At 61.1% G+C, this 20,793-nt stretch carries 19 protein-coding genes; all 19 read left to right on the forward strand.

Annotated elements, in window-relative coordinates; translation table 11 throughout:
* The first annotated feature begins 224 nt into the window (after positions 1-224).
* The 19 genes from sppA (at position 225) to ABID12_RS05400 (ending at position 20,792) form a co-directional block, all read left to right on the forward strand.
* Positions 225-1,178 carry a signal peptide peptidase SppA gene (gene sppA, locus ABID12_RS05310; protein ID WP_354433392.1) on the forward strand — a complete coding sequence of 318 codons (954 nt, stop codon included), beginning with the start codon at positions 225-227 and terminating at the stop codon, positions 1,176-1,178.
* A 25-nt stretch (positions 1,179-1,203) separates the two neighbouring features.
* Positions 1,204-1,500, forward strand: coding sequence for an integration host factor subunit beta (locus tag ABID12_RS05315; protein ID WP_106311807.1), 297 nt, complete (start codon positions 1,204-1,206; stop codon positions 1,498-1,500).
* A gap of 48 nt (positions 1,501-1,548) precedes the next feature.
* Positions 1,549-1,896 (forward strand): LapA family protein, encoded by a 348-nt coding sequence (locus ABID12_RS05320; protein ID WP_106311803.1) that lies wholly within the window; start codon positions 1,549-1,551, stop codon positions 1,894-1,896.
* Between the two features lie 83 nt (positions 1,897-1,979).
* The gene (locus ABID12_RS05325; RefSeq protein ID WP_354433393.1) at positions 1,980-3,104 is read left to right on the forward strand and encodes a class I SAM-dependent methyltransferase; all 1,125 of its coding nucleotides are present in this window, start codon (positions 1,980-1,982) and stop codon (positions 3,102-3,104) included.
* The gene (locus tag ABID12_RS05330; RefSeq protein WP_354433394.1) at positions 3,101-3,970 is read left to right on the forward strand and encodes a TrmH family RNA methyltransferase; all 870 of its coding nucleotides are present in this window, start codon (positions 3,101-3,103) and stop codon (positions 3,968-3,970) included. Before ABID12_RS05325 ends, ABID12_RS05330 begins: the two co-directional genes overlap by 4 nt.
* A complete protein-coding gene (gene lspA / locus ABID12_RS05335) occupies positions 3,967-4,455 on the forward strand; it encodes a signal peptidase II (protein ID WP_354433395.1) in 489 nt (162 codons plus the stop codon). Before ABID12_RS05330 ends, lspA begins: the two co-directional genes overlap by 4 nt.
* Positions 4,456-4,770: 315 nt before the next feature.
* A complete protein-coding gene (gene olsB, locus ABID12_RS05340; RefSeq protein WP_354433600.1) occupies positions 4,771-5,646 on the forward strand; it encodes a l-ornithine N(alpha)-acyltransferase in 876 nt (291 codons plus the stop codon).
* 198 nt (positions 5,647-5,844) lie between these two features.
* Positions 5,845-8,598 (forward strand): DNA mismatch repair protein MutS, encoded by a 2,754-nt coding sequence (gene mutS / locus ABID12_RS05345; protein ID WP_354433396.1) that lies wholly within the window; start codon positions 5,845-5,847, stop codon positions 8,596-8,598.
* Between the two features lie 53 nt (positions 8,599-8,651).
* On the forward strand, positions 8,652-11,534 hold the full coding sequence (locus ABID12_RS05350; RefSeq protein ID WP_354433397.1) for a [protein-PII] uridylyltransferase: 2,883 nt from the start codon (positions 8,652-8,654) through the stop codon (positions 11,532-11,534).
* Entirely contained in the window at positions 11,531-13,099 is a 1,569-nt protein-coding gene (murJ, locus tag ABID12_RS05355) for a murein biosynthesis integral membrane protein MurJ (protein ID WP_354433398.1), read from the forward strand. The genes ABID12_RS05350 and murJ overlap by 4 nt, the downstream gene beginning before the upstream one ends.
* 97 nt (positions 13,100-13,196) lie before the next feature.
* On the forward strand, positions 13,197-14,258 hold the full coding sequence (gene trpS, locus ABID12_RS05360; protein WP_354433399.1) for a tryptophan--tRNA ligase: 1,062 nt from the start codon (positions 13,197-13,199) through the stop codon (positions 14,256-14,258).
* 147 nt (positions 14,259-14,405) lie between these two features.
* Entirely contained in the window at positions 14,406-14,897 is a 492-nt protein-coding gene (locus tag ABID12_RS05365) for a universal stress protein (RefSeq protein ID WP_106311840.1), read from the forward strand.
* A 74-nt stretch (positions 14,898-14,971) separates the two neighbouring features.
* Complete coding sequence (locus ABID12_RS05370) at positions 14,972-15,535, forward strand: NifU family protein (protein WP_106311782.1); 564 nt, start codon at positions 14,972-14,974, stop codon at positions 15,533-15,535.
* 44 nt (positions 15,536-15,579) lie between these two features.
* Positions 15,580-16,233: a tRNA (adenosine(37)-N6)-threonylcarbamoyltransferase complex dimerization subunit type 1 TsaB gene (tsaB, locus tag ABID12_RS05375; protein ID WP_354433400.1), complete on the forward strand. Its 654-nt coding sequence runs from the start codon at positions 15,580-15,582 to the stop codon at positions 16,231-16,233.
* 14 nt (positions 16,234-16,247) lie between these two features.
* Complete coding sequence (locus ABID12_RS05380) at positions 16,248-16,739, forward strand: GNAT family N-acetyltransferase (RefSeq protein ID WP_319517310.1); 492 nt, start codon at positions 16,248-16,250, stop codon at positions 16,737-16,739.
* Positions 16,740-16,795: 56 nt separating this feature from the next.
* Positions 16,796-17,224 (forward strand): Fur family transcriptional regulator, encoded by a 429-nt coding sequence (locus tag ABID12_RS05385; protein ID WP_106311773.1) that lies wholly within the window; start codon positions 16,796-16,798, stop codon positions 17,222-17,224.
* A gap of 40 nt (positions 17,225-17,264) precedes the next feature.
* Entirely contained in the window at positions 17,265-18,050 is a 786-nt protein-coding gene (gene olsA, locus ABID12_RS05390) for a lyso-ornithine lipid O-acyltransferase (protein WP_354433401.1), read from the forward strand.
* Between the two features lie 73 nt (positions 18,051-18,123).
* Positions 18,124-19,512 (forward strand): tRNA (N6-isopentenyl adenosine(37)-C2)-methylthiotransferase MiaB, encoded by a 1,389-nt coding sequence (miaB, locus tag ABID12_RS05395; protein WP_354433402.1) that lies wholly within the window; start codon positions 18,124-18,126, stop codon positions 19,510-19,512.
* 248 nt (positions 19,513-19,760) lie between these two features.
* Positions 19,761-20,792, forward strand: a complete 1,032-nt coding sequence (locus ABID12_RS05400; protein ID WP_106311764.1) for a PhoH family protein — start codon at positions 19,761-19,763, stop codon at positions 20,790-20,792.
* Position 20,793: the final 1 nt, after the last annotated feature.

Raw genomic sequence — 20,793 nt, forward strand, 5'->3', positions numbered from 1 at the left:
TCAAAAAAGCCTGTGTCGCAGTCGGCTTTTGCGGACATCGAACCATGCCTGCATGAGTGCAGAGCCGTTGCCTGTCAGAGGGGAGAGGTAGTATGTTTTGGCGGCGATAACAAGTTTGGCCTTGGAAAATAAAGTCGTTTACGATTGACACCAGATGTGGGCGGAACGCACATTCGCCAACCTTGTCGACGGCGATCGTCGTTCAAAAACCTGTGAGGTCATTGATGAATCTGTCGGATATCCTCGAACGCAGACGCCTGCGCAGGCGTGTCGGCTGGTGGCGTGCGGCGGCACTGGTGGTGGCCGTTTTGCTGATCGTTGCCGTCTTCAGGACCTATGGCGGGACGCAGGGCAGCGCGATGCTGTCCCGGCCGCATATCGCCCAGCTTACCATTTCCGGCGTGATCGGCGATGATCCCGTCATGCTCGAGACGATCCGCGAAATCGGTGACGATCCGGCGGCCAAGGCGTTGATCGTCTCGCTTTCGACCGGCGGCGGCACGACGTTTGGCGGCGAGGCGCTCTACAAGGCCTTGCGCGAGGTGGGCGAGAAAAAGCCGGTTGTCAGCGAAATCCGCACCCAGGCGGCCTCGGCCGGTTATATGATCGCGCTTGCCGGTGACCGCATCTTTGCCGGCGATACCTCGATTACCGGTTCAATCGGCGTGATTTTCATGTATCCGCAGGCCAAGGAGCTTCTCGACAAGATCGGCATTTCGGTCGACTCGATCAAATCAGCGCCGCTGAAGGCGGAACCGTCGCCATTCGACAATGCCAGCCCGGATGCCCAGGCCATGGTGCGTTCGATGGTGATGGACAGCTATGACTGGTTTGTCGACCTTGTTGCCGAGCGCCGGGACATGCCGCGGAACGATGCGCTGGCGCTTGCGGATGGACGGATCCTCACCGGACGGCAGGCGGTTGCGGCGGGTCTTGTCGATGAAATCGGCGGACGCGATGCAATTTCGGCCTATCTTGCCGACAACGGCATTTCGGACTCCCTTGAAATCAAGTCCTGGGATAACGTAAACAGGGATAGTTTCGGGTTCGGTTTAGCAAAAATGGGGGCCAAACTGCTCGAATCAGTTGGTATGGGTTGGTTTGTCAGCGAAGGTGCCTTTCACCAGAGCGGACTTGTTGACGGACTCGTGTCTGTCGGGCAGACTGATTGGCAATGAAAATCAGAGAGTTGAGGGGCTAGGTGTGATCAAGTCGGAATTGGTACAGATTGTTGCGGCGCGTAACCCGCATCTCTATCACCGCGATGTCGAAAATATCGTGAATGCAATTCTTGACGAGATCGCGGATGCCCTGGCTGCCGGCAACCGGGTCGAATTGCGCGGTTTCGGCGCATTTTCGGTCAAGAACCGGCCGTCGCGTTCGGGACGGAACCCGCGCACGGGCGATACCGTTTTCGTGGAAGAAAAATGGGTGCCGTTCTTCAAGACCGGCAAGGAATTGCGCGAGCGTCTCAATCCCGACCAGAAAGACGATGGCTAGCGGGAGCGGGCCTGACCGCTAGAAAAGTGAAAAACGGGTTCGAGGCGCATGATGTCAAAGCTTGTCAATCTCGTCATTCTGCTGCCCATCGGGGTGGTGCTTGTTCTCCTGTCGGTTGCCAACCGGCAGTCGGTCACGATGGCGCTCAACCCGTTTAATGCAGCCGATACGGTGCTTTCCGTCTCGGCGCCGTTCTTCGTCTACATCTTCATCGCCTTCATTCTCGGCATTCTGCTCGGGGCGCTTTTTGCCTGGATCTCCCAGCGCAAGTATCGCAAGACGGCAAGAACCAGCAAGCGCGAGGCGGCGCTGTGGCGCGCGGAAGCCGACAAGCAGAAGGCGCGCTCCACCGAGGTTTCGGCCGGAAAGCCGCTCGACCAGCTGCCGTCTTCCTGACATGGCGTGCTGACGAGGCTTGCCATTTTTACGACAGGGCTGATAAACCGCAGCTTTCGAACACTGCGGGATGATGGCCTTTTATGACGCCTTCCAGACAGGACAAGACACGCCGCCACAAGGCAGGTGGGAAGCCGCAGGCAAAGCCTGACCGGCCGCGCAAGGGCGGGCACGCAGCAGCGCGGGCCGACGAGCGGCGCAAATCCCCGCCGGCCGCCGATAAGCAGAATGAGCGCCGCAGCCGCCAGCCGGAGCCGCAATGGATTGCGCTGCGCGATGGCGACCGGCCGGCAGAGCGCGTGCCGAGCATTCTGCAATCAGTCTGTGCCGACGGGTTCCACCTGATCGACAGCGGTCACGGCCTGAAACTCGAACAATATGGCGACTACCGCATTGTCCGTCCGGAAGCGCAGGCGCTGTGGCCGCCGCTGCTCGATGAGAAGACATGGGCCAATGCCGATGCGATCTTCACCGGAGACACGGATGAGGATGGCATGGGGCGCTGGCGTTTTCCCAAGGCCGCGCTTGGCGAGACCTGGCCGCTGCGGATCATGGATATCGATTTTCTCGGACGCTTCACGTCGTTTCGCCATGTCGGGGTGTTTCCCGAACAGGTGGCGCACTGGCAGTGGATGCGCGATGCGCTGGAAAACGCGTCCGGCCGCGCGGCGGGAGCACCGAAAGTGCTCAATCTTTTCGGTTATACCGGCGTTGCCTCGCTGGTTGCCGCAGCTGCGGGCGCAGAGGTGACCCATGTGGATGCCTCGAAGAAGGCCATCGGCTGGGCGCGCGAGAACCAGGCGCTGTCCGGCCTCGATGACCGGCCGATCCGCTGGATATGCGATGACGCGATGAAGTTCATCGAGCGCGAACAGCGGCGCGGCAACCAGTACGACATCATTCTCACCGACCCGCCGAAATTCGGACGCGGGCCCAATGGCGAGGTCTGGCAGCTGTTCGAACATCTGCCGAAAATGCTGGACCTTTGCCGGGCAATCCTTAAACCGGATGCGCTCGGCTTCGTGCTGACGGCCTATTCGATCCGCGCCAGCTTCTATTCCGTTCATGAACTGATGATGGAGACGATGCGCGGCTTTGGCGGCGTGGTCGAATCGGGTGAGCTGGTTATTCGCGAGGGCGGACTTTCGGGCAATGAACCCGGTCGTGCCCTTTCAACATCCCTTTATGCGCGGTGGTTGCCTCAATGAGCTTCGAAAAAGATGACAGACGCGCGCCGCGCGTGGGAACGGTGAAAGAGGTCACATCCCTTTCCAACCCGATCATCAAGGATATCCGCGCGCTTTCGCAAAAAAAGCACCGGGAGGAAACCGGCACCTTCATGGCCGAGGGCCTCAAGCTGGTGATCGATGCGCTGGAGCTGAACTGGTCGATCCGCACGCTGATTTATGCCAAGGCCGCAAAGGGCAAGGCGCCGGTGGAAAAGGTTGCCGCCAAGACCGTCGCCTCCGGCGGCCTGGTGCTGGAGGTCTCCGAAAAGGTGCTTTCGGCGATCACCCGGCGCGACAATCCGCAGATGGTCGTCGGCGTGTTCGAAAGCCACTACCGGCCGCTTGGCGATATCCGCCCGAAAGAAAACGAAACCTATGTTGCGCTCGACCGGGTTCGTGATCCGGGCAATCTCGGCACCATCATCCGCACCGCCGATGCCGCCGGTGCCGCAGGCGTGATCCTGGTTGGCGAGACCACCGATCCGTTTTCGATCGAGACCGTGCGGGCGACCATGGGCTCGGTGTTCGCACTGCCGGTTTCCCGCGCCGAACCGCGCGCATTCCTGGACTGGGCGAAAAACAGCGGCGCCGAGATTGTTGCCACCCATCTGGCCGGCTCGGTCGATTACCGCACCATCGACTACAGCAAAAAGCCGGTGGTGCTTTTGATGGGCAACGAGCAGCAGGGCCTGCCGGCCGAACTGGCTGACGGCGCCGGACGCCTTGCCCGTATTCCCCAGCAGGGCAGGGCTGATTCGCTTAATCTTGCCGTTGCAACCGGGGTGATGCTCTACGAGGCGCGCCGCCATCTCCTCTCGCTCGATCCGCCGGAGGCCGGCCAATGACCGCGCCGCTTTCGCGTCCCGTTCCCGCCGCAGCCTTTGTGGTCATTGCGCTGCTGGTCGATGCGGTGATCAAATATGCGGTCGAGGTCTATCTGCCGTTTCACCGGATGATCCCGGTCCTGCCGTTCCTGGGGCTTTTCAAGACCTATAATCCCGGCATCGCCTTCTCGCTTCTGTCGGATACCAATGGCTGGGCGCTGGTCGGGCTGCGGCTGGTGATCGTCGCGGTCGTGATCTATCTCTGGCGTAAGACCGCGCCGGGGCAGACATGGGCGCTTTTGGGCTTTGCGCTGGTGGTTGCCGGCGCGCTCGGCAATATTCTCGACCATTTCATTTACGGTCATGTGGTCGATTATATCCGCTTTCATGTCGGCGGCTGGACCTTCCCGATCTTCAACCTTGCCGACAGCTACATCACCGTCGGCGCGGTGCTGATCTTTGCCCAGGAATTCCTGTTCAAGGGAGCGGGGCGCGGCGAGGGTTGATGTGTTCGCCTTCGTTCGAAGTGCTCCGGAAAATACTTTTTCTTCAACAGATTGCCGGACATCGTTTGTGTCTTGCGGGATCGTTTTCGTGTTGACGGGGCGACAAAAGATTCTGGACCTCGCCCTTGCCATGTACTAGTCTTTTGGCCACAGGGAGATGCCAGAACGGTATATGCAAGGAGGCGCAGTGATGACATTGAACAGCCTCTTTCGGACAATTTGACCTCCATAACGGCGAGATGCGACTGTCACGAACGTGTCGCAGTGAGATGGTTTATGACATCCAAGATGAACGATCCGGAACACGCTATGACCATGGAAGCGCTCGACCTTCTTCAGGCTGCCGAACGCGCCGGCGCCGCGCCGGCGGTCAGCAAGTCGTTGCTGGAGGAAGGTATCCTCGGCCGCATCGGCTCACTGGAAACCCGTATTGCACGCACGCCGGGCGAAATCGAAGCCGCGCAGGCGGTTCGCTACCGCGTGTTTGTCGACGAAATGCAGGCTCGGCTTCCCGCTGACGCGATGCGGGCCAAGCGTGATTTCGACCAGTGGGATAAAATCTGCGACCACCTTCTGGTGCTCGATACCAAGCTGGATGGCGATGTCGAGGATCAGATCGTGGCAACCTATCGGCTGCTGCGTCATGAGGTGGCCATGGAGCATGGCGGGTTTTATTCCGATTCGGAGTATCAGACCGACAAGCTCGTCGCTCGCCATCCCGATGTGCGTTTCATGGAACTCGGCCGTTCCTGCGTGCTGCCGGATTATCGCAGCAAGCGCACCGTTGAACTGCTCTGGCAGGGCAACTGGGCCTATGCGCTGAAGCATAATATCGGTGCGATGTTTGGCTGCGCATCGTTCCACGGCACGGACCCTGCCGAACATGCCATGGCGCTCTCGTTTCTCTATCACAATGCCCGCGCCACCGGCGAATGGGCGGTGAAGGCCCGCGCCGAACTTGCCGTCGACATGAACCTGATGAGCGCGGAAGACGTATCCGGTCGCCGGGCGCTGACGGGCCTGCCGCCGCTGATCAAGGGCTATCTGCGCCTCGGCGCGATGGTCGGTGAGGGTGCGGTGGTCGACCATGCCTTCAACACCACAGATGTTCTCGTGGTGCTGCCGATCGCCTCGATTTCCGACCGTTATATCAATTATTACGGTGCCGACGCCGGGCGTTTCGCAAGCTGAAGCGCCGGCAAACGCTGTTGCAAGGGGCGCTGCCGGGGTGCGGTCGTGAAATTTTGCGCGGCACTGCGGCGCTTCAAACGTTTTGCCCAGCTTTCTCTTGCCGCGCTCTTCCGGCAGCTTCGATTTCGTGACACATGAAAAGACAATCGAGGTGTTGGAAGCATGGCCGCTATGGCGCTTCCGGCGCAGCGAACCCCCATGAACATATGCAAGCAAGTGACCGTGGCAGACAATAACCGCATCAAGACCGAAGAGCTTATTTCCGAGGAAAGCCGAGCATCGGCAACGCCGATGATGGAGCAGTATATCGAGATCAAGGCGGCAAACCCTGATCTCCTGCTGTTTTACCGTATGGGCGATTTCTACGAGCTGTTTTTCGACGATGCCGTGGAGGCGGCCCGTGCGCTTTCGATCACGCTCACCAAGCGCGGCCAGCATCTCGGCCGCGACATTCCGATGTGCGGCGTGCCGGTTCATGCCGCCGATGATTACCTGCAAAAGCTGATCGCGCTCGGTTTTCGCGTTGCCGTCTGCGAGCAGACGGAAGACCCGGCGGAGGCAAAGAAACGCGGTGGGAAATCCGTGGTCCGGCGCGATGTCACCCGTCTTGTGACGGCGGGAACGCTGACGGAGGAAAAACTGCTGGCGCCCGGCGAAAGCAATTTCCTGATGGCGCTGTCGCGGGTCAAGGGCGAGGGCGAGACGGCCTACGGGCTGGCCTGGATCGATATTTCCACCGGTGTCTTCCGGCTGTGCGCGACATCGGAAAACCGGCTCGCCGCCGATATCATGCGGGTCGAGCCGCGCGAACTGATCGTCTCCGATGCGCTTTTTGCCGATGAAAAACTGCGGCCGGTGTTTGATCTTCTCGGCCGTGCAGTCGCCCCGCAGCCGTCGGTTCTGTTTGACAGCGCCACGGCCAAGGACCGGCTGTCGCGGTTTTTCGAAGTGGCAACGCTGGATGGCTTCGGGCGTTTCTCGCGGCCCGAGCTTTCAGCCGCTGCCGCTGCCGTTGCCTATGTCGAGAAAACCCAGATCAACGAACGCCCCGCACTTGGCATTCCCGAGCAGGACGGCGGATCGGGCTCGATGTTCATCGATCCGGCGACCCGCACCAATCTGGAACTGATTCGCACCATGAATGGCGGCCGCGACGGCTCGCTGCTGAAGGCCGTCGACAGGACGGTGACCAGCGGCGGCGCACGGCTGTTGTGCGAGCGGTTGATGTCGCCGCTCACCGCGCCCGAACAGGTCCACCGGCGGCTTGATTCGGTGGCGTTTTTCCTCGGCGAGGTCAGCCTTTCCGCCGCTCTTCGCGATCACCTGAAGCAATTGCCGGATATGCCGCGCGCGCTGTCGCGTCTGGCGCTCGACCGGGGCGGTCCGCGTGACCTCGGCTCGATCCTGAAGGGGCTTGAGGCGGCGCGTGCGATCGCGGATATCCTGAAGCCCGCATCGCTGCCGGAGGAACTGGCCGCCGCACTTGAGGCCCTTGCCGCACTGCCGGAAGATCTGGAAGCGCAACTTGCCGCCACGCTTGCCGACGAACTGCCGCTGTTGAAGCGCGATGGCGGTTTCGTGCGCGAAGGGGCCGACGAGCGCCTTGATGATGCGCGCGGACTGCGCGACACCTCGCGGCGGGTGATTGCCGGCCTTCAGGCGCAATACGCCGAGGAGACCGGCGTCAAGGCGCTGAAGATCAAGCACAACAACATGCTTGGCTATTTCATCGAGGTGACCAGCGGAAATTCGAAGGCACTGACGGAGGGCGACGAGGCCAAGGCGAAATTCATCCACCGCCAGACCATGGCGAATGCGATGCGGTTTACCACGGCCGAACTTGCCGATCTGGAAAGCCGGATCGCCAATGCCGCCGGCGAGGCGCTCACAATCGAGCTTGCAACCTTCGAGACGCTGAGGCAGGCCGTCGTCGCCAGCGCGGAACAGCTGAAGGACGGTGCGCTGGCGCTGTCCGTGCTCGATGTTTCCGCCGGATTTGCCCTGCTTGCCGAGGCCGAGGCCTATTGCCGGCCGGCCGTCGACGATACCACGGCCTTCGAGATCGAGGGCGGACGCCATCCGGTGGTCGAGCAGGCGCTGGCGCGGCAATCGGCGGGGCCGTTTGTGGCCAATGACTGCACGCTGTCGCCCGAAAGCGGCGACAAGGGCCGGCTCTGGCTTCTGACCGGGCCGAATATGGGCGGTAAATCGACCTTCCTGCGTCAGAACGCACTGATCGCGATCCTCGCCCAGACCGGCGCCTATGTGCCGGCGACCAAGGCCCATATCGGCATTGTCGACCGGCTGTTTTCGCGCGTTGGCGCTTCGGATGACCTGGCGCGCGGCCGTTCGACCTTCATGGTCGAGATGGTGGAAACCGCGGCCATCCTCAATCAGGCGGGGCCGCGCTCGCTGGTGATCCTCGATGAAATCGGCCGGGGCACGGCAACTTTCGACGGCCTGTCGATTGCCTGGGCGGCGGTCGAGCATCTGCACGATGTCAATTGCTGCCGTGGGCTGTTCGCCACCCATTTTCACGAGCTGACGGCGCTTTCGGAGAAGCTGCCGCGTCTCGTCAACGCCACCATGCGGGTGAAGGAATGGAAGGGCGAGGTCGTGTTCCTGCATGAGGTGGGGCCGGGGGCCGCCGACCGGTCCTACGGCATTCAGGTTGCCCGCCTTGCCGGCCTTCCGTCTGCCGTCGTCAAACGGGCGAAAAACGTTCTGGCCCGGCTGGAAGACGCTGACCGCAAGAACCCGGCATCAAGCCTGATCGATGATCTGCCGCTGTTTCAGGCGTCGATGCGTGCGCCGGAGCCCGAGCCGCATACCTCTCAGGTCGAGACCATGCTGAATGATCTGAAGCCTGACGACATGACCCCGCGCGAGGCGCTGGACGCGCTTTATGCCCTGAAGCGGAAAATGCAGGATGATATTTCCATTGAGGACTGATTTGCTTTAAGACACCACCGGCGGCGAAAGAACCGCAGGGAAAAGGCAGGTCGATGCAGAAATCCGCAAGCGCGCAGACAGTCAAGAGCAATGCCCGCAAGGCGCAAACCGATCCTTACGCGATGACCGATGTGCTTGAGCCCTCCAAGCTCAAGACGGCATTGCGCGCGATCGCCAAGAAGCATGCCGGCAGTCCCGATGCGCTGCGCCGGGACGTGCTGGCGCACCTGAAACAGGTGAACGCCCAGGGGCGCGAGCGCGCCTACGAAATTCTGAAGGAAAACGGTGGCGGCCTGGAATGCGCCCGCCGGATTTCCTGGCTGCAGGACCAGATCCTGATTGCGCTGGATACGCTGGTCACCCAGTCGATCTATCCCGAAACCAGAAACGAATTCACCATCACCGCTGTCGGCGGTTACGGGCGCGGCACGCTGGCGCCCGGTTCGGATATCGATCTTCTGTTCCTGATCAACGGCGCCGACCGCGAGGAGACGCTGAAATCGATCGAATATGTGCTCTATATGCTGTGGGATATGGGGCTGAAGGTTGGCCATGCCACCCGCAGCGTGGCCGAGTGCATCAAGCTTTCCAAGTCCGACATGACGATCCGCACATCGATTCTGGAAATGCGCTACATCGCCGGCCGGAAAGAGCTTTCCGATACGCTTGCGCATCGCTTCGATGACGAGATCGTGGCGAGCAGCGCGCCGGAATTCATTGCCGCCAAACTGGCCGAGCGCGACCAGCGGCACCAGAAATCCTTCGATACGCGCTATCTTGTCGTGCCCAATGTCAAGGAAGGCAAGGGCGGTCTTCGCGACCTCAATACGCTGTTCTGGATCGCCAAATATTTCTACCGCGTGCGTGATACCGCCCAGCTTGTCGATCTGGGCGTGCTGTCGCGTCAGGAACTGAAGCTGTTTTTGCGCGCGGAAGACTTTCTCTGGGCGGTGCGCTGCCACCTGCATTTCATCACCGGCAAGGCGGAGGAACGGCTGTCCTTCGATATCCAGCGCGAGATCGCCGAGGCGCTGGGTTATCAGGACCGGCCCGGCCTTTCGGCTGTCGAACGGTTCATGAAGCACTATTTTCTGGTGGCCAAGGATGTCGGCGATCTGACGCGGATTTTCTGCTCCGATCTGGAGGAGCAGCAGGCCAAGGCCGCCCCCACGCTCGGCCAGGCCGTGTTGTCGAAATTCACGAAGCGCCAGCGCAAGATCCCGGGCTCCCTCGAATTCGTCTCCGACAGCGGCCGCATTGCCCTTGCCGAACCGGATGTGTTCAAGAAGGACCCGGTGGCGATCATCCGTTTCTTCTATGTCGCCGTGATCAATGATCTCGAGTTCCATCCCGACGCACTGAAGGTGGTGACGCGCTCGCTGTCGCTGATCAATGCGGATCTGCGCGAAAACGACGAGGCCAACCGGCTGTTCCTGTCGATCCTGACCTCGCGCAACAATCCCGCGCTTTATCTGCGCCGCATGAACGAGGCCGGCGTGCTCGGCCGCTTTCTGCCGGAATTCGGCCGCATCGTCTCGATGATGCAGTTCAACATGTATCACCACTTCACCGTGGATGAGCATCTGATCCGATCCGTGGACGTGCTTTCCGAACTCGACAATGCCGGCGGCGAAAGCGAAATGCATCCGCTGGCGGCGCGACTGATTTCTTCGGTCGAAGAGCGTACGGTGCTTTATGTTGCCGTGCTGCTGCACGATATCGCCAAGGGCCGCAAGGAGGACCACTCGATTGCGGGCGCCCGGCTTGCGCGCAAGATCTGCCCGCGGCTCGGCCTGACGGTCAAGCAGACCGAGCTTGTCTCCTGGCTGATCGAATATCATCTGCTGATGTCGATGACCTCGCAGACCCGCGACCTCAACGACCGCAAGACGGTGGTTGATTTTGCCGACAAGGTGCAGTCGCTCGACCGGCTCAACATGTTGCTGATCTTGACGGTTTGCGATATCCGCGCTGTCGGGCCCGATGTCTGGAATGGCTGGAAGGGCCAGCTTCTGCGCACGCTGTATTACGAAACCGAAATCCTGCTCTCCGGCGGGTTTTCGGCCGTTTCGCGCAAGGCCCGCACCCAGCACGCAATCGAACAGCTGGATGATGCGCTGGTCGGCATGGGCGACAATGAGCGGCACAAATACGCCAATCTGCACTACCAGAACTACATGCTTTCGGTGCCGCTTGAAGATCAGGTGCGTCACGCCCGCTTCATCCGCGAGGCGGACAAGGACCGCAAGCTGTTTGCGACCATGGTGCGCACCAACACCTTCCACGATATCACCGAGATCACGCTTCTGGCGCCCGACCATCCGCGCCTGCTGTCGATTATCGCCGGCGCCTGTGCGGCAACCGGCGCCAATATTGCCGATGCGCAGATCTTCACCACCACGGATGGCCGCGCGCTCGACACCATCCTGCTCAACCGCGCCTTTGACGATGACGCCGACGAATTACGTCGCGCCAACACCATCGGCAAGCTGATCGAGGATGTGCTTACGGGGCGCAAACATCTCAACGACCTGATTGCCGCGCGCAGCCGCGAACGCCGGACGGTGCGGCCGTTTTCGGTGCCCACCCACGTTTCGGTCTCCAACAAGCTTTCGAACATCTTCACGGTGATCGAGATCGAGTGCCTGGACCGGACCGGGCTTCTGGCCGATGTCACCCAGACGCTTTCCGAATTGTCGCTGGATATCCAGACGGCGCGAATTACCACGTTCGGCGAAAAGGTGATCGACAGTTTTTATATAACCGACCTTGTCGGCGCCAAGATTACCAATGAAAACCGTCGGGCGGCAATCGTTGAAAGGATGAAGGCGGTGCTGGACGACAAGGGTGATGCTTATCGCAAGGGCATGCCGCAGGGTATGCTGCTGCCGGCCGAGGCAGGCTCCGAAAGCGACAGGGGCGGAAACAAGGCATGAGCCTCGTCGGCAAGTTCGCCACCGTCGGCGGCGCGACATTCGCAAGCAGGCTGCTGGGCTTCGCCCGCGAGACGATGATGGCGGCAGCCCTCGGCAATGGCGCGATGGCGGACGTTTTTTACGCCGCCTTCCGCTTTCCAAACCTGTTTCGCCGGCTGTTTGCCGAAGGGGCTTTCAATGCCGCCTTCGTGCCGCTGTTTTCCAGGGAGATCGAGGAAAACGGCGTTGACGGCGCCAAGCGTTTTTCCGAACAGGTGTTCGGCGTTCTGTTTTCCTTTCTGTTCGTCATCACCGTGGTGATGGAACTGGCGATGCCGCTTCTCGTGCGCTTCATCATTGCGCCGGGCTTTGCCGACGACGTGGAAAAATTCGAGATGACCGTGCGGCTTGCCTCGGTCATGTTTCCCTATCTGATCTGCATGTCGCTGATGGCGATGATGAGCGGGATGCTGAATTCGCTGCACCGCTATTTCGCCGCCGCCATAGCACCGGTGTTTCTCAATTTCGTGCTGATCGGCGTGCTGGCCTATGGCATTTCGGTGAATGCCGATCCCGAGCATATGGCGCGCAACCTTTCATGGGGCGTTCTTGCCGCAGGTATCATCCAGCTCGGTGTTGTCTATTTCGATGTGCGACGCGCCGGCATGCGGCTGACCTTCCGCCTGCCGAAGATCACCCCGAAGATCCGGCGTCTGGTGGCGCTGGCCGTGCCAGCTGCCGTCACCGGCGGTGTCATCCAGATCAACCAGATCATCGGCCAGGCGGTGGCTTCCGGCAAGGATGGCGCGATCTCGGCGCTGCAATATGCCGACCGGCTTTACCAGTTGCCGCTCGGCGTCGTTGGCGTTGCCGGCGGCGTCGTGCTGTTGCCGGAATTGTCCCGCGCTTTGAAAGCCGGTGACAGTTCCGAAGCCTCGCATATCCAGAACCGCACCATCGAATTCGTGCTGTTTCTGACGGTGCCGGCCGCCTTTGGGCTGATGGTGATTTCGCCGGAAATTACCCGCGTGCTTTATGAACGCGGCGCCTTCGGGCCGGAGACGACGGCGCTGGTGGCCGCCATCATGACGGTCTACGCCTTCGGCCTTCCGGCCTTTGCGCTGACCAAGGCGCTGCAACCGGCGTTTTATGCGCGCGAGAATACCAAGCTGCCGATGCGCTTTACGCTGGTGGCCGTGGTGATCAACTCGGCGCTGGCGATATCGCTGTTTCCGGTTCTTGCCGAACGGGGCATTGCGCTGGCGGAAGTGGTCTCGGGTTGGACCAATGTTCTGCTGCTGGCCGCAACCCTGATCATCACCGGGCAATTGCGCTTCGACAAGCTGCTGATGCGCCGTGGACCGCTGATCATCGCAAGCGCTGTCGTCATGGCGGTGGCGGTGCGGCTGGCGGCGGGGCGGATGTCCGGCTGGTTTGCGCCGGAAGCAGCCTTCCTGCAGCAGCTCGGCGGCCTCCTGATCCTGCTGGGGCTTGCTGCCGTGGTTTATTTCGGCCTCGTTCTGGCAACCGGCGGTGTCAACCGGGCTCTGCTCGGCCGTCTGGTGAAGCGGCGCGGCAAGGGCTAGGCCGGCTTCGCCGTTTGACCTGCCGCTGCCGGCGGTGCATAAGCGCTGTCGATATTCAACAGACCGGGCCTTCCAACCGCCCGAAAGAGACCATGACATGAGTGAATTCAAGCCGCAAATCTTCTCCGGCGTACAGCCGACCGGTAATCTCCATCTTGGCAATTATCTCGGCGCCTTGCGCAAATTCGTTGCGCTGCAGGACCAGATGGACTGCATCTACTGCGTTGTCGACATGCATTCGATCACCGCGCAGCTCGTCCATGACGACCTGAAAGGCCAGACGCGCGCGATCACGGCGGCTTATCTTGCCGCCGGTATCGATCCGGAAAAGCATATCGTCTTCAACCAGTCCGCCGTGCCGCAGCATGCCGAACTAGCCTGGATTTTCAATTGTGTGGCCCGGATCGGCTGGATGAACCGGATGACCCAGTTCAAGGACAAGGCCGGCAAGGACCGCGAAAACGCCTCGCTCGGCCTGCTGGCCTATCCGAGCCTGATGGCGGCCGACATTCTGGTCTATCGCGCCACCCATGTGCCGGTTGGCGACGACCAGAAGCAGCATCTTGAACTGACCCGCGATATCGCGATGAAGTTCAATCTCGATTTTGCAAAGAAGATCAAGGAGATCGGCAAGGGTGTTGACATCACCGTGGGCGATCAGCCGGTGCATGCCTATTTCCCGATGGTCGAGCCGCTGATCGAGGGGCCGGCGCCGCGTGTCATGAGCCTCAAGGATGGCTCGAAGAAGATGTCGAAGTCCGATCCGTCGGACCTGTCGCGCATCAACTTCACCGATGACGCCGAAACCGTCGCCCGCAAGATCCGCAAGGCCAAGACCGACCCGGACGCGCTGCCGAGCGAAGTCGATGGTCTGAAGGGCCGTCCCGAGGCCGATAATCTCGTCGGTATCTTCGCAGCCCTTTCCGACCGGACAAAGGCCGATGTCCTTGCCGAATACGGCGGTCAGCAGTTCTCGCAGTTCAAGCCGGCGCTGGCCGAACTTGCCGTTTCCGTGCTCTCTCCGATCAGTGCCGAGATGCGCCGTCTGATCGCAGAACCGGCCCATATCGATGCCGTCCTGAAGGACGGATCGGAACGGGCAGGGGCCATCGCCGAAAAGACGATGAAGGATGTTCACGAGATCGTCGGTCTTCTCTGACGCTTGTTTTTGCGTCATCTGTGTTATGATGCTGTGTTCGGACTGCTTGCAGGGGCGTTCGCCGCAACGGTGTATCGTGCCCGGTCCGGCGTTTGGGCGCCGGGCTTTTTGAGCGGTACCGTGCCGGATAATTGGAGTTTCGAAAACATGGTTTCCAAACGACTTTCCGGCGAAGCCGGACATCGCCGAAAATTCATGGCCATTGTCGACGATACGCCGGAATGCAGCCGCGCGGTGCGTTATGCCGGGCGGCGCGCCAAGAATTCCAATGGCGGGCTGGTGCTCTGCTATGTGATACCCGAACATGATGTCCAGCAGTGGATCGGCGTGCAGGAATTCATGCGCGCCGAAGCCCGCGAAGAGGCCGAGGCGATCGTCAACAAGGCGGCCGAGGCCGCGCGCGAGTCCATCGGCGTCGAGCCGGAAATCGTCATCCGAGAGGGTGATCGTTCCGACGAAATCAACGCCGTCGTCGAGGATGATCGCGATATAGCCATCCTGGTTCTGGCCGCCGGCGCGGCCAAGGACGGGCCGGGGCCGCTGGTCTCGCTGCTTGCAGGCCGTGGCAAGGCCTTCACCATTCCCGTGACCGTTCTGCCCGACGGGCTGGACGATGCCGATATCGACGCGTTGTGCTGACGCCCTTGCGGTTGAGCGTCAAAGCGCCGATATAAAGGGCAAAGCGCCCGATACGACAAGATTTGGAGATGAGAATGTTCATCCAGACCGAAACCACGCCGAACCCGGCGACCCTGAAATTCCTGCCCGGCAAGGTGGTGATGGAAAGCGGCAATGCGGATTTCCGCTCCGCCGATGATGCGATTGTCTCGCCGCTCGCGACCCGGCTTTTTGCTGTGCCTGGCGTGGAAGGCGTGATGTTCGGCTATGATTTTGTCGCCGTCACCAAGGGCGATGCCGAATGGCAGCATCTCAAACCCGCCATTCTCGGCGCCATCATGGAGCATTTCATGTCCGGTGCGCCGGTCATGGCCGGCAATGCGCCGCAGGTGGAAGACGATGACGGCGAGGAATTCTTCGATGATGGCGACGAAACCCTCGTTGCCACGATCAAGGAACTGCTGGAGACCCGCGTGCGTCCGGCCGTCGCGCAGGACGGTGGCGATATCACCTTCCGCGGCTACCGCGAGGGAACGGTGTTTCTCAACATGCGTGGCGCTTGCTCGGGTTGCCCGTCCTCGACGGCGACGCTGAAACATGGCGTCCAGAACCTGCTGCATCACTTCGTGCCCGAAGTGGAGCATGTCGAAGCCGTCTGACAAAGGCTTGATGACGGTTCCAAGGCGGTTCTGAAAGGTCCGGAATGCTGATACTGGCGCTCGATACGGCTCAGGCGGATTGCGCTGCTTGCCTTTTCGATTCCGAAAGCGGCGTGGAGCTGTCGCGCAACGTCGAGACGATCGGCAAGGGCCATGCCGAACGGCTGATGGCGGTGATCGATACGACGCTGCAGGACGCCGGACGCGCGCCTGCGGGATTTGACCGGGTGGCGGTCAATATCGGCCCGGGCTCGTTTACGGGCATCCGGGTCGGCGTTTCGGCCGCGCGCGCCTTCGCGCTGGCTACAAAGGCCGAATGCGTCGGCGTGTCCGCTCTGGCCTCGATTGCCTTTCAGGCGCAAGCCTTTGCCGGCGGCCATGCCGTGCTGGCCACGATCGATGCCCGCCGCGGCGAGGCCTATGCCCAGGTTTTTGCCGCTGACGGCACGGCGCTGACCGCGCCCGCCGCCTATGCCTATGAGGCACTTGACGGCCTGATGCGCGATTATCAGGCCGTCGCTTTCGGCAGCGGCGCTGTGGCCGCAGGGCTTGAGACCGGTGCCGATGTGGTGCAGGCTGATATTGAATCGATCGCACGGCTTGGTGTTGAAGCCTTGCCTGGCGCGCCGGTAAGCCCGCTTTATCTGCGCGCGCCCGATGCCAAGCCTCAGACCGGCTTTGCCGTTGCCCGTCGCTGACGACCGGATTTGCCATGCTTCCGTTTTTGAAACGACCGCCGGAAATCGACCTGTTCCCGTTGGCTGACGAGCATCTGGGTCTGGCCGCCGATATTCACCGCAGGCGGTTTAGCCATGCCTGGAGCGCCGGCGAGCTGCGCAGGCTGCTGGGACAGAAACCGGTTTTCGGCCACATTGCCCGGCATATGAACAGGGTGATCAACCCGCCGGCGTCCGGCTTCGTTCTGGCGCGCAGTGTTGGCGAGGAATCGGAAATTCTCACCCTTTGTGTCGGACCGGATTATGTCCGCAATGGCGTGGGCTGGCGGCTGATGGTGGCGACCATGCAGGAGGCCCGCACGCGCGGTGCGGCCTATATGCTGCTGGAGGTCGATAGCCAGAACGACGCCGCACTCGGTCTTTATCGCAAGCTCGGTTTCTTTGAAGTGGGCCGCCGCAAGGCCTATTATGCACATGATGACGGAACCCGTTCGACCGCGCTTGTCTTGCGGCGCGATCTCGGATAACCCGAAGTCGAAGACGGTATTCTGGAGGTTGCCGGTGCGCCCGGCCGGTAGGGTAAATGACGGATCTGCCGAGAACACTTGAGGAAATCTGTGCCGAACGCGGCATGCGCATGACCGAACAGCGCCGTATTGTCGCGCGCGTTCTGCAGCAGGCGCAGGACCATCCCGATGTTGAGGAACTCTATAACCGCGCCGCCGGCATTGATTCGCGGATTTCGATTTCGACCGTCTACCGCACGCTGAAGCTGTTCGAGGATGCCGGGATCATCGCGCGCCATGATTTTCGCGATGGCCGTTCGCGCTATGAGACCGTGCCGGAAGAACATCATGACCACCTTATCGACCTGAAAAGCGGCGTGGTGATCGAGTTCCAGTCGCCGGAAATCGAGGCCTTGCAGGAGCGCATCGCGCGTGAATACGGCCTCAAGCTCGTGGATCATCGGCTGGAACTCTACGGCGTTCCGATCAAGGGCCGCAGCGAGTGATTGCCGGGACGCATCCGGTGAGCCGGAGGTTGTTTAGGCGATGATCTGGCTGCGTTATGCCTATGTCGCGCTTGCGCTGTTCTTCGCCACGGTGATTCTCTCGCCCCTGCAGAGCCTGGCCCTTTGGCGCGGGTGGAGGCTTGCGCGCAAAATGCCGCGTTACTGGCATATGGTTGCCTGTTTCGTGCTGGGGATCCGCATTCACGTCCATGGCGAAATCGAGACTCAGCGGCCGCTGATGCTGTCGGCGAACCACACCAGCTGGCTCGATATCATCGTGCTCGGGCGGGTTGCCGATGTCGCCTTCATCGCCAAGTCGGAAGTGCGCTCCTGGCCGATCTTCGGCCTTTTTGCGCGGCTGCAGAATTCGGTGTTCATCGAACGCGCCGACAAACGCGGAACCGGCCGTCAGATCAACTCGATTGCCGAACGGCTGGCTGCCGGCGAAATCATCATCCTGTTTCCCGAAGGCACGACATCCGACGGCAATCGTCTGCTGCCGCTGAAATATTCGCTGTTCGGCGCGGCTTCGAGCGCGGTTCCGTTCTCGCCCGACGGCACGGTCCACGTCCAGCCGGTTGCCGTGGCCTATACCGGTATTCAGGGCATGCCGATGGGCCGTTTCAAGCGTTCTGTCGTATCCTGGCCGGGCGATGTCGAAATGCTGCCGTCGCTTGCCGGGGTCATCAGGGCGCGGGCGCTCGATGTCGATGTCTGTTTCGGCGAGAGCGTGACTTTCGAGGCGGGGACAAAGCGCAAGCAGGCCGCAGCCGAGGTTGAAGAGCGCATGCGCACGCTTCTTGCCGAACGGCTGAGCGGACGCTGAAGGCATATCGCGGCCTTGCCTCTCACGCATTTTTTCATTTTCTCCAAGGCGAAACCACGTTAAAAGGCCCGCCATGACACAGGAAACGACGACATTGACCCGGCAGGACGCGCCTGCAACTAATCAGCGCAAGGTGTTCATCAAGACCTATGGCTGTCAGATGAATGTCTATGACAGCGAGCGCATGGGCGAGGCGCTGGCCGCCGACGGCTATCAGCCGACCGAGGTGATCGAGGATGCCGATCTGATCCTGCTCAATACCTGTCACATCCGTGAAAAGGCGGCGGAAAAGGTCTATTCCGCGCTCGGGCGCTATCGCGAACTGAAGATTTCGCGTGAGCGGGAAGGGCGGGAAACGCTGATCGGCGTTGCCGGCTGTGTCGCCCAGGCAGAGGGCGAGGAAATCCTGCGCCGTGCGCCGGATGTCAATGTGGTTATCGGCCCCCAGACCTATCACCGGCTTCCCGATGCGTTGCGCCGCGCCAAGTCCGGCGAGCGTGTGGTCGATACCGAATACGCGGTCGAGGACAAGTTCGACTACCTGCCGAAGAAGGAACGCGGCTCCCGCCCGAAGAATGTTTCGGCATTTCTGACGGTGCAGGAAGGCTGCGACAAGTTCTGCACCTTCTGCGTGGTGCCCTATACCCGCGGCGCGGAAATTTCCCGCTCGCGCAAGCAGATCGTCGATGAGGCCAGGCGGCTTGCCGAAAACGGCGTGCGCGAAATCACACTGCTCGGCCAGAACGTCAACGCCTGGCATGGCGAGGGGCCGGATGGCGCGGAATGGGGGCTTGGCGCGCTTCTGTTCGACCTTGCCGCTGTCGATGGTATCGACCGGTTGCGCTACACCACCAGCCATCCGCGCGACATGGACGAGCAACTGATGGCCGCCCACCGGGAGCTGCCGGAACTGATGCCCTATCTGCATCTGCCGGTTCAGGCCGGTTCCGACCGTATCCTGAAAGTGATGAACCGCCGTCATACGGCTGAGGAATATCTTGCGCTGATCGAGCGCATTCGTGCGGCCCGGCCGGATATCGCCCTGTCGGGCGATTTCATCGTCGGTTTTCCCGGCGAGACGGAAGAGGATTTTCAGGCGACGCTCGATCTCGTTGAAAAGGTGCGTTACGCGCAGGCGTTTTCGTTCAAATATTCGCCCCGTCCGGGCACGCCCGGCGCCAAGCTTGGCGGTCAGGTGCCGGAAGCTGAAAAATCCGAACGACTGCAGCGGCTTCAGGCGCTGCTGTCCCGCCAGCAGCTTGAATTCGCACAGTCGCGGATCGGCATGGAGATGGATATTCTGCTCGAGAAACCCGGCCGCAATCCCGGACAGCTGGTCGGCCGTTCGCCGTGGCTGCAATCGGTGGTGATCGATGCCGGTGATGCTGCCGTCGGCGATATGGTGCGCGTCAAAGTGACGGATGCCAGCGCCAACAGTCTGGCGGCGGTCCGCCTCGGTTGATCTGTGACAGGGCGGTGAAATCTTGGGCCGTGTCTGAAATGTGCTTCACAAAGTGCAGATTCGCGTTTAGCCTTTCTCCATGAAGAGAGATTGGCGAATAAAGACTCACATTTCTGCCGCTTTACCTCTGTCGTTGACCGAACGATTTCCTATGTATCGCAACAAGGACGCTGCGCATGTCAGGCTCGCGCTGACAGGTGGCGTTATTTGCTTTTGACAAGGAGCCGGACCGCTTGAACGCTACTGAAATGGTTGCAAAGCATGAAATCCAGTCAGGGCCTGCCGACGAGGCCAGCCATTTTGTCCTGACCTTCGAGAACAACCGCCATGCCAGCGAATTGTTCGGCCAGTTCGACGAACATCTGAAATTGCTGGAAAAACAGCTTTCCGTGACGGCTGTGCCGCGCGGAAATGCGGTGGCGCTTTCCGGCTCGACGCTTGCCACGCATCAGGCAAGGCGGGCGCTTGATTATCTTTATGAGCAGCTGCAGAAAGGCGTTCAATTGGAAAAATCCGATGTCGAGGGAGCGATCCGCATGGCACAGGCTGCCGACGATCAGCTGACCCTGCCGACGCTGGAGCGCAAGGCCCGGCTTTCCATGTCGCAGATTTCGACGCGCAAGAAGTCGATTGCCGCGCGCACCCCGGCGCAGGATGCCTATATCCGCGCGATGGAGCGCAATGAGCTGGTCTTCGGCGTCGGTCCGGCGGGAACCGGCAAGACCTATCTGGCCGTTGCCTATGCCGCCCAGCTTCTGGAACGCGGTGCCATTGAAAAGATCATCCTGTCGCGCCCCGCCGTGGAAGCGGGCGAGCGGCTCGGCTTTCTGCCGGGCGACATGAAGGAAAAGGTCGATCCCTATCTGAGGCCGCTTTATGACGCGCTTTACGACATGATCCCCGGCGAACGGGTGGAGCGCGCGATGACGGCAGGCGTGATCGAGATTGCCCCGCTTGCCTTCATGCGCGGGCGCACGCTGACCAATGCGGCGGTTATTCTGGACGAGGCGCAGAATACCACATCGATGCAGATGAAGATGTTCCTGACCCGTCTTGGCGAGAATTCGCGCATGGTCGTGACCGGCGATCCGAGCCAGGTCGACCTGCCGCGCGGCGTCAAGTCCGGCCTTGTCGAAGCGCTTTCCGTGCTTGACGGCGTTGAAGGGGTTTCGACCAACAGGTTCACCGACAAGGATGTTGTCCGCCATCCGCTCGTTGCCCGCATCGTTGCGGCCTATGAGGGGCGTCTGGTGCCATCCACCGGCGGCGATGACGACTGAC

Origin of the sequence: Martelella mangrovi (assembly GCF_040545495.1) — a bacterium.
GTDB lineage: Bacteria > Pseudomonadota > Alphaproteobacteria > Rhizobiales > Rhizobiaceae > Martelella > Martelella mangrovi.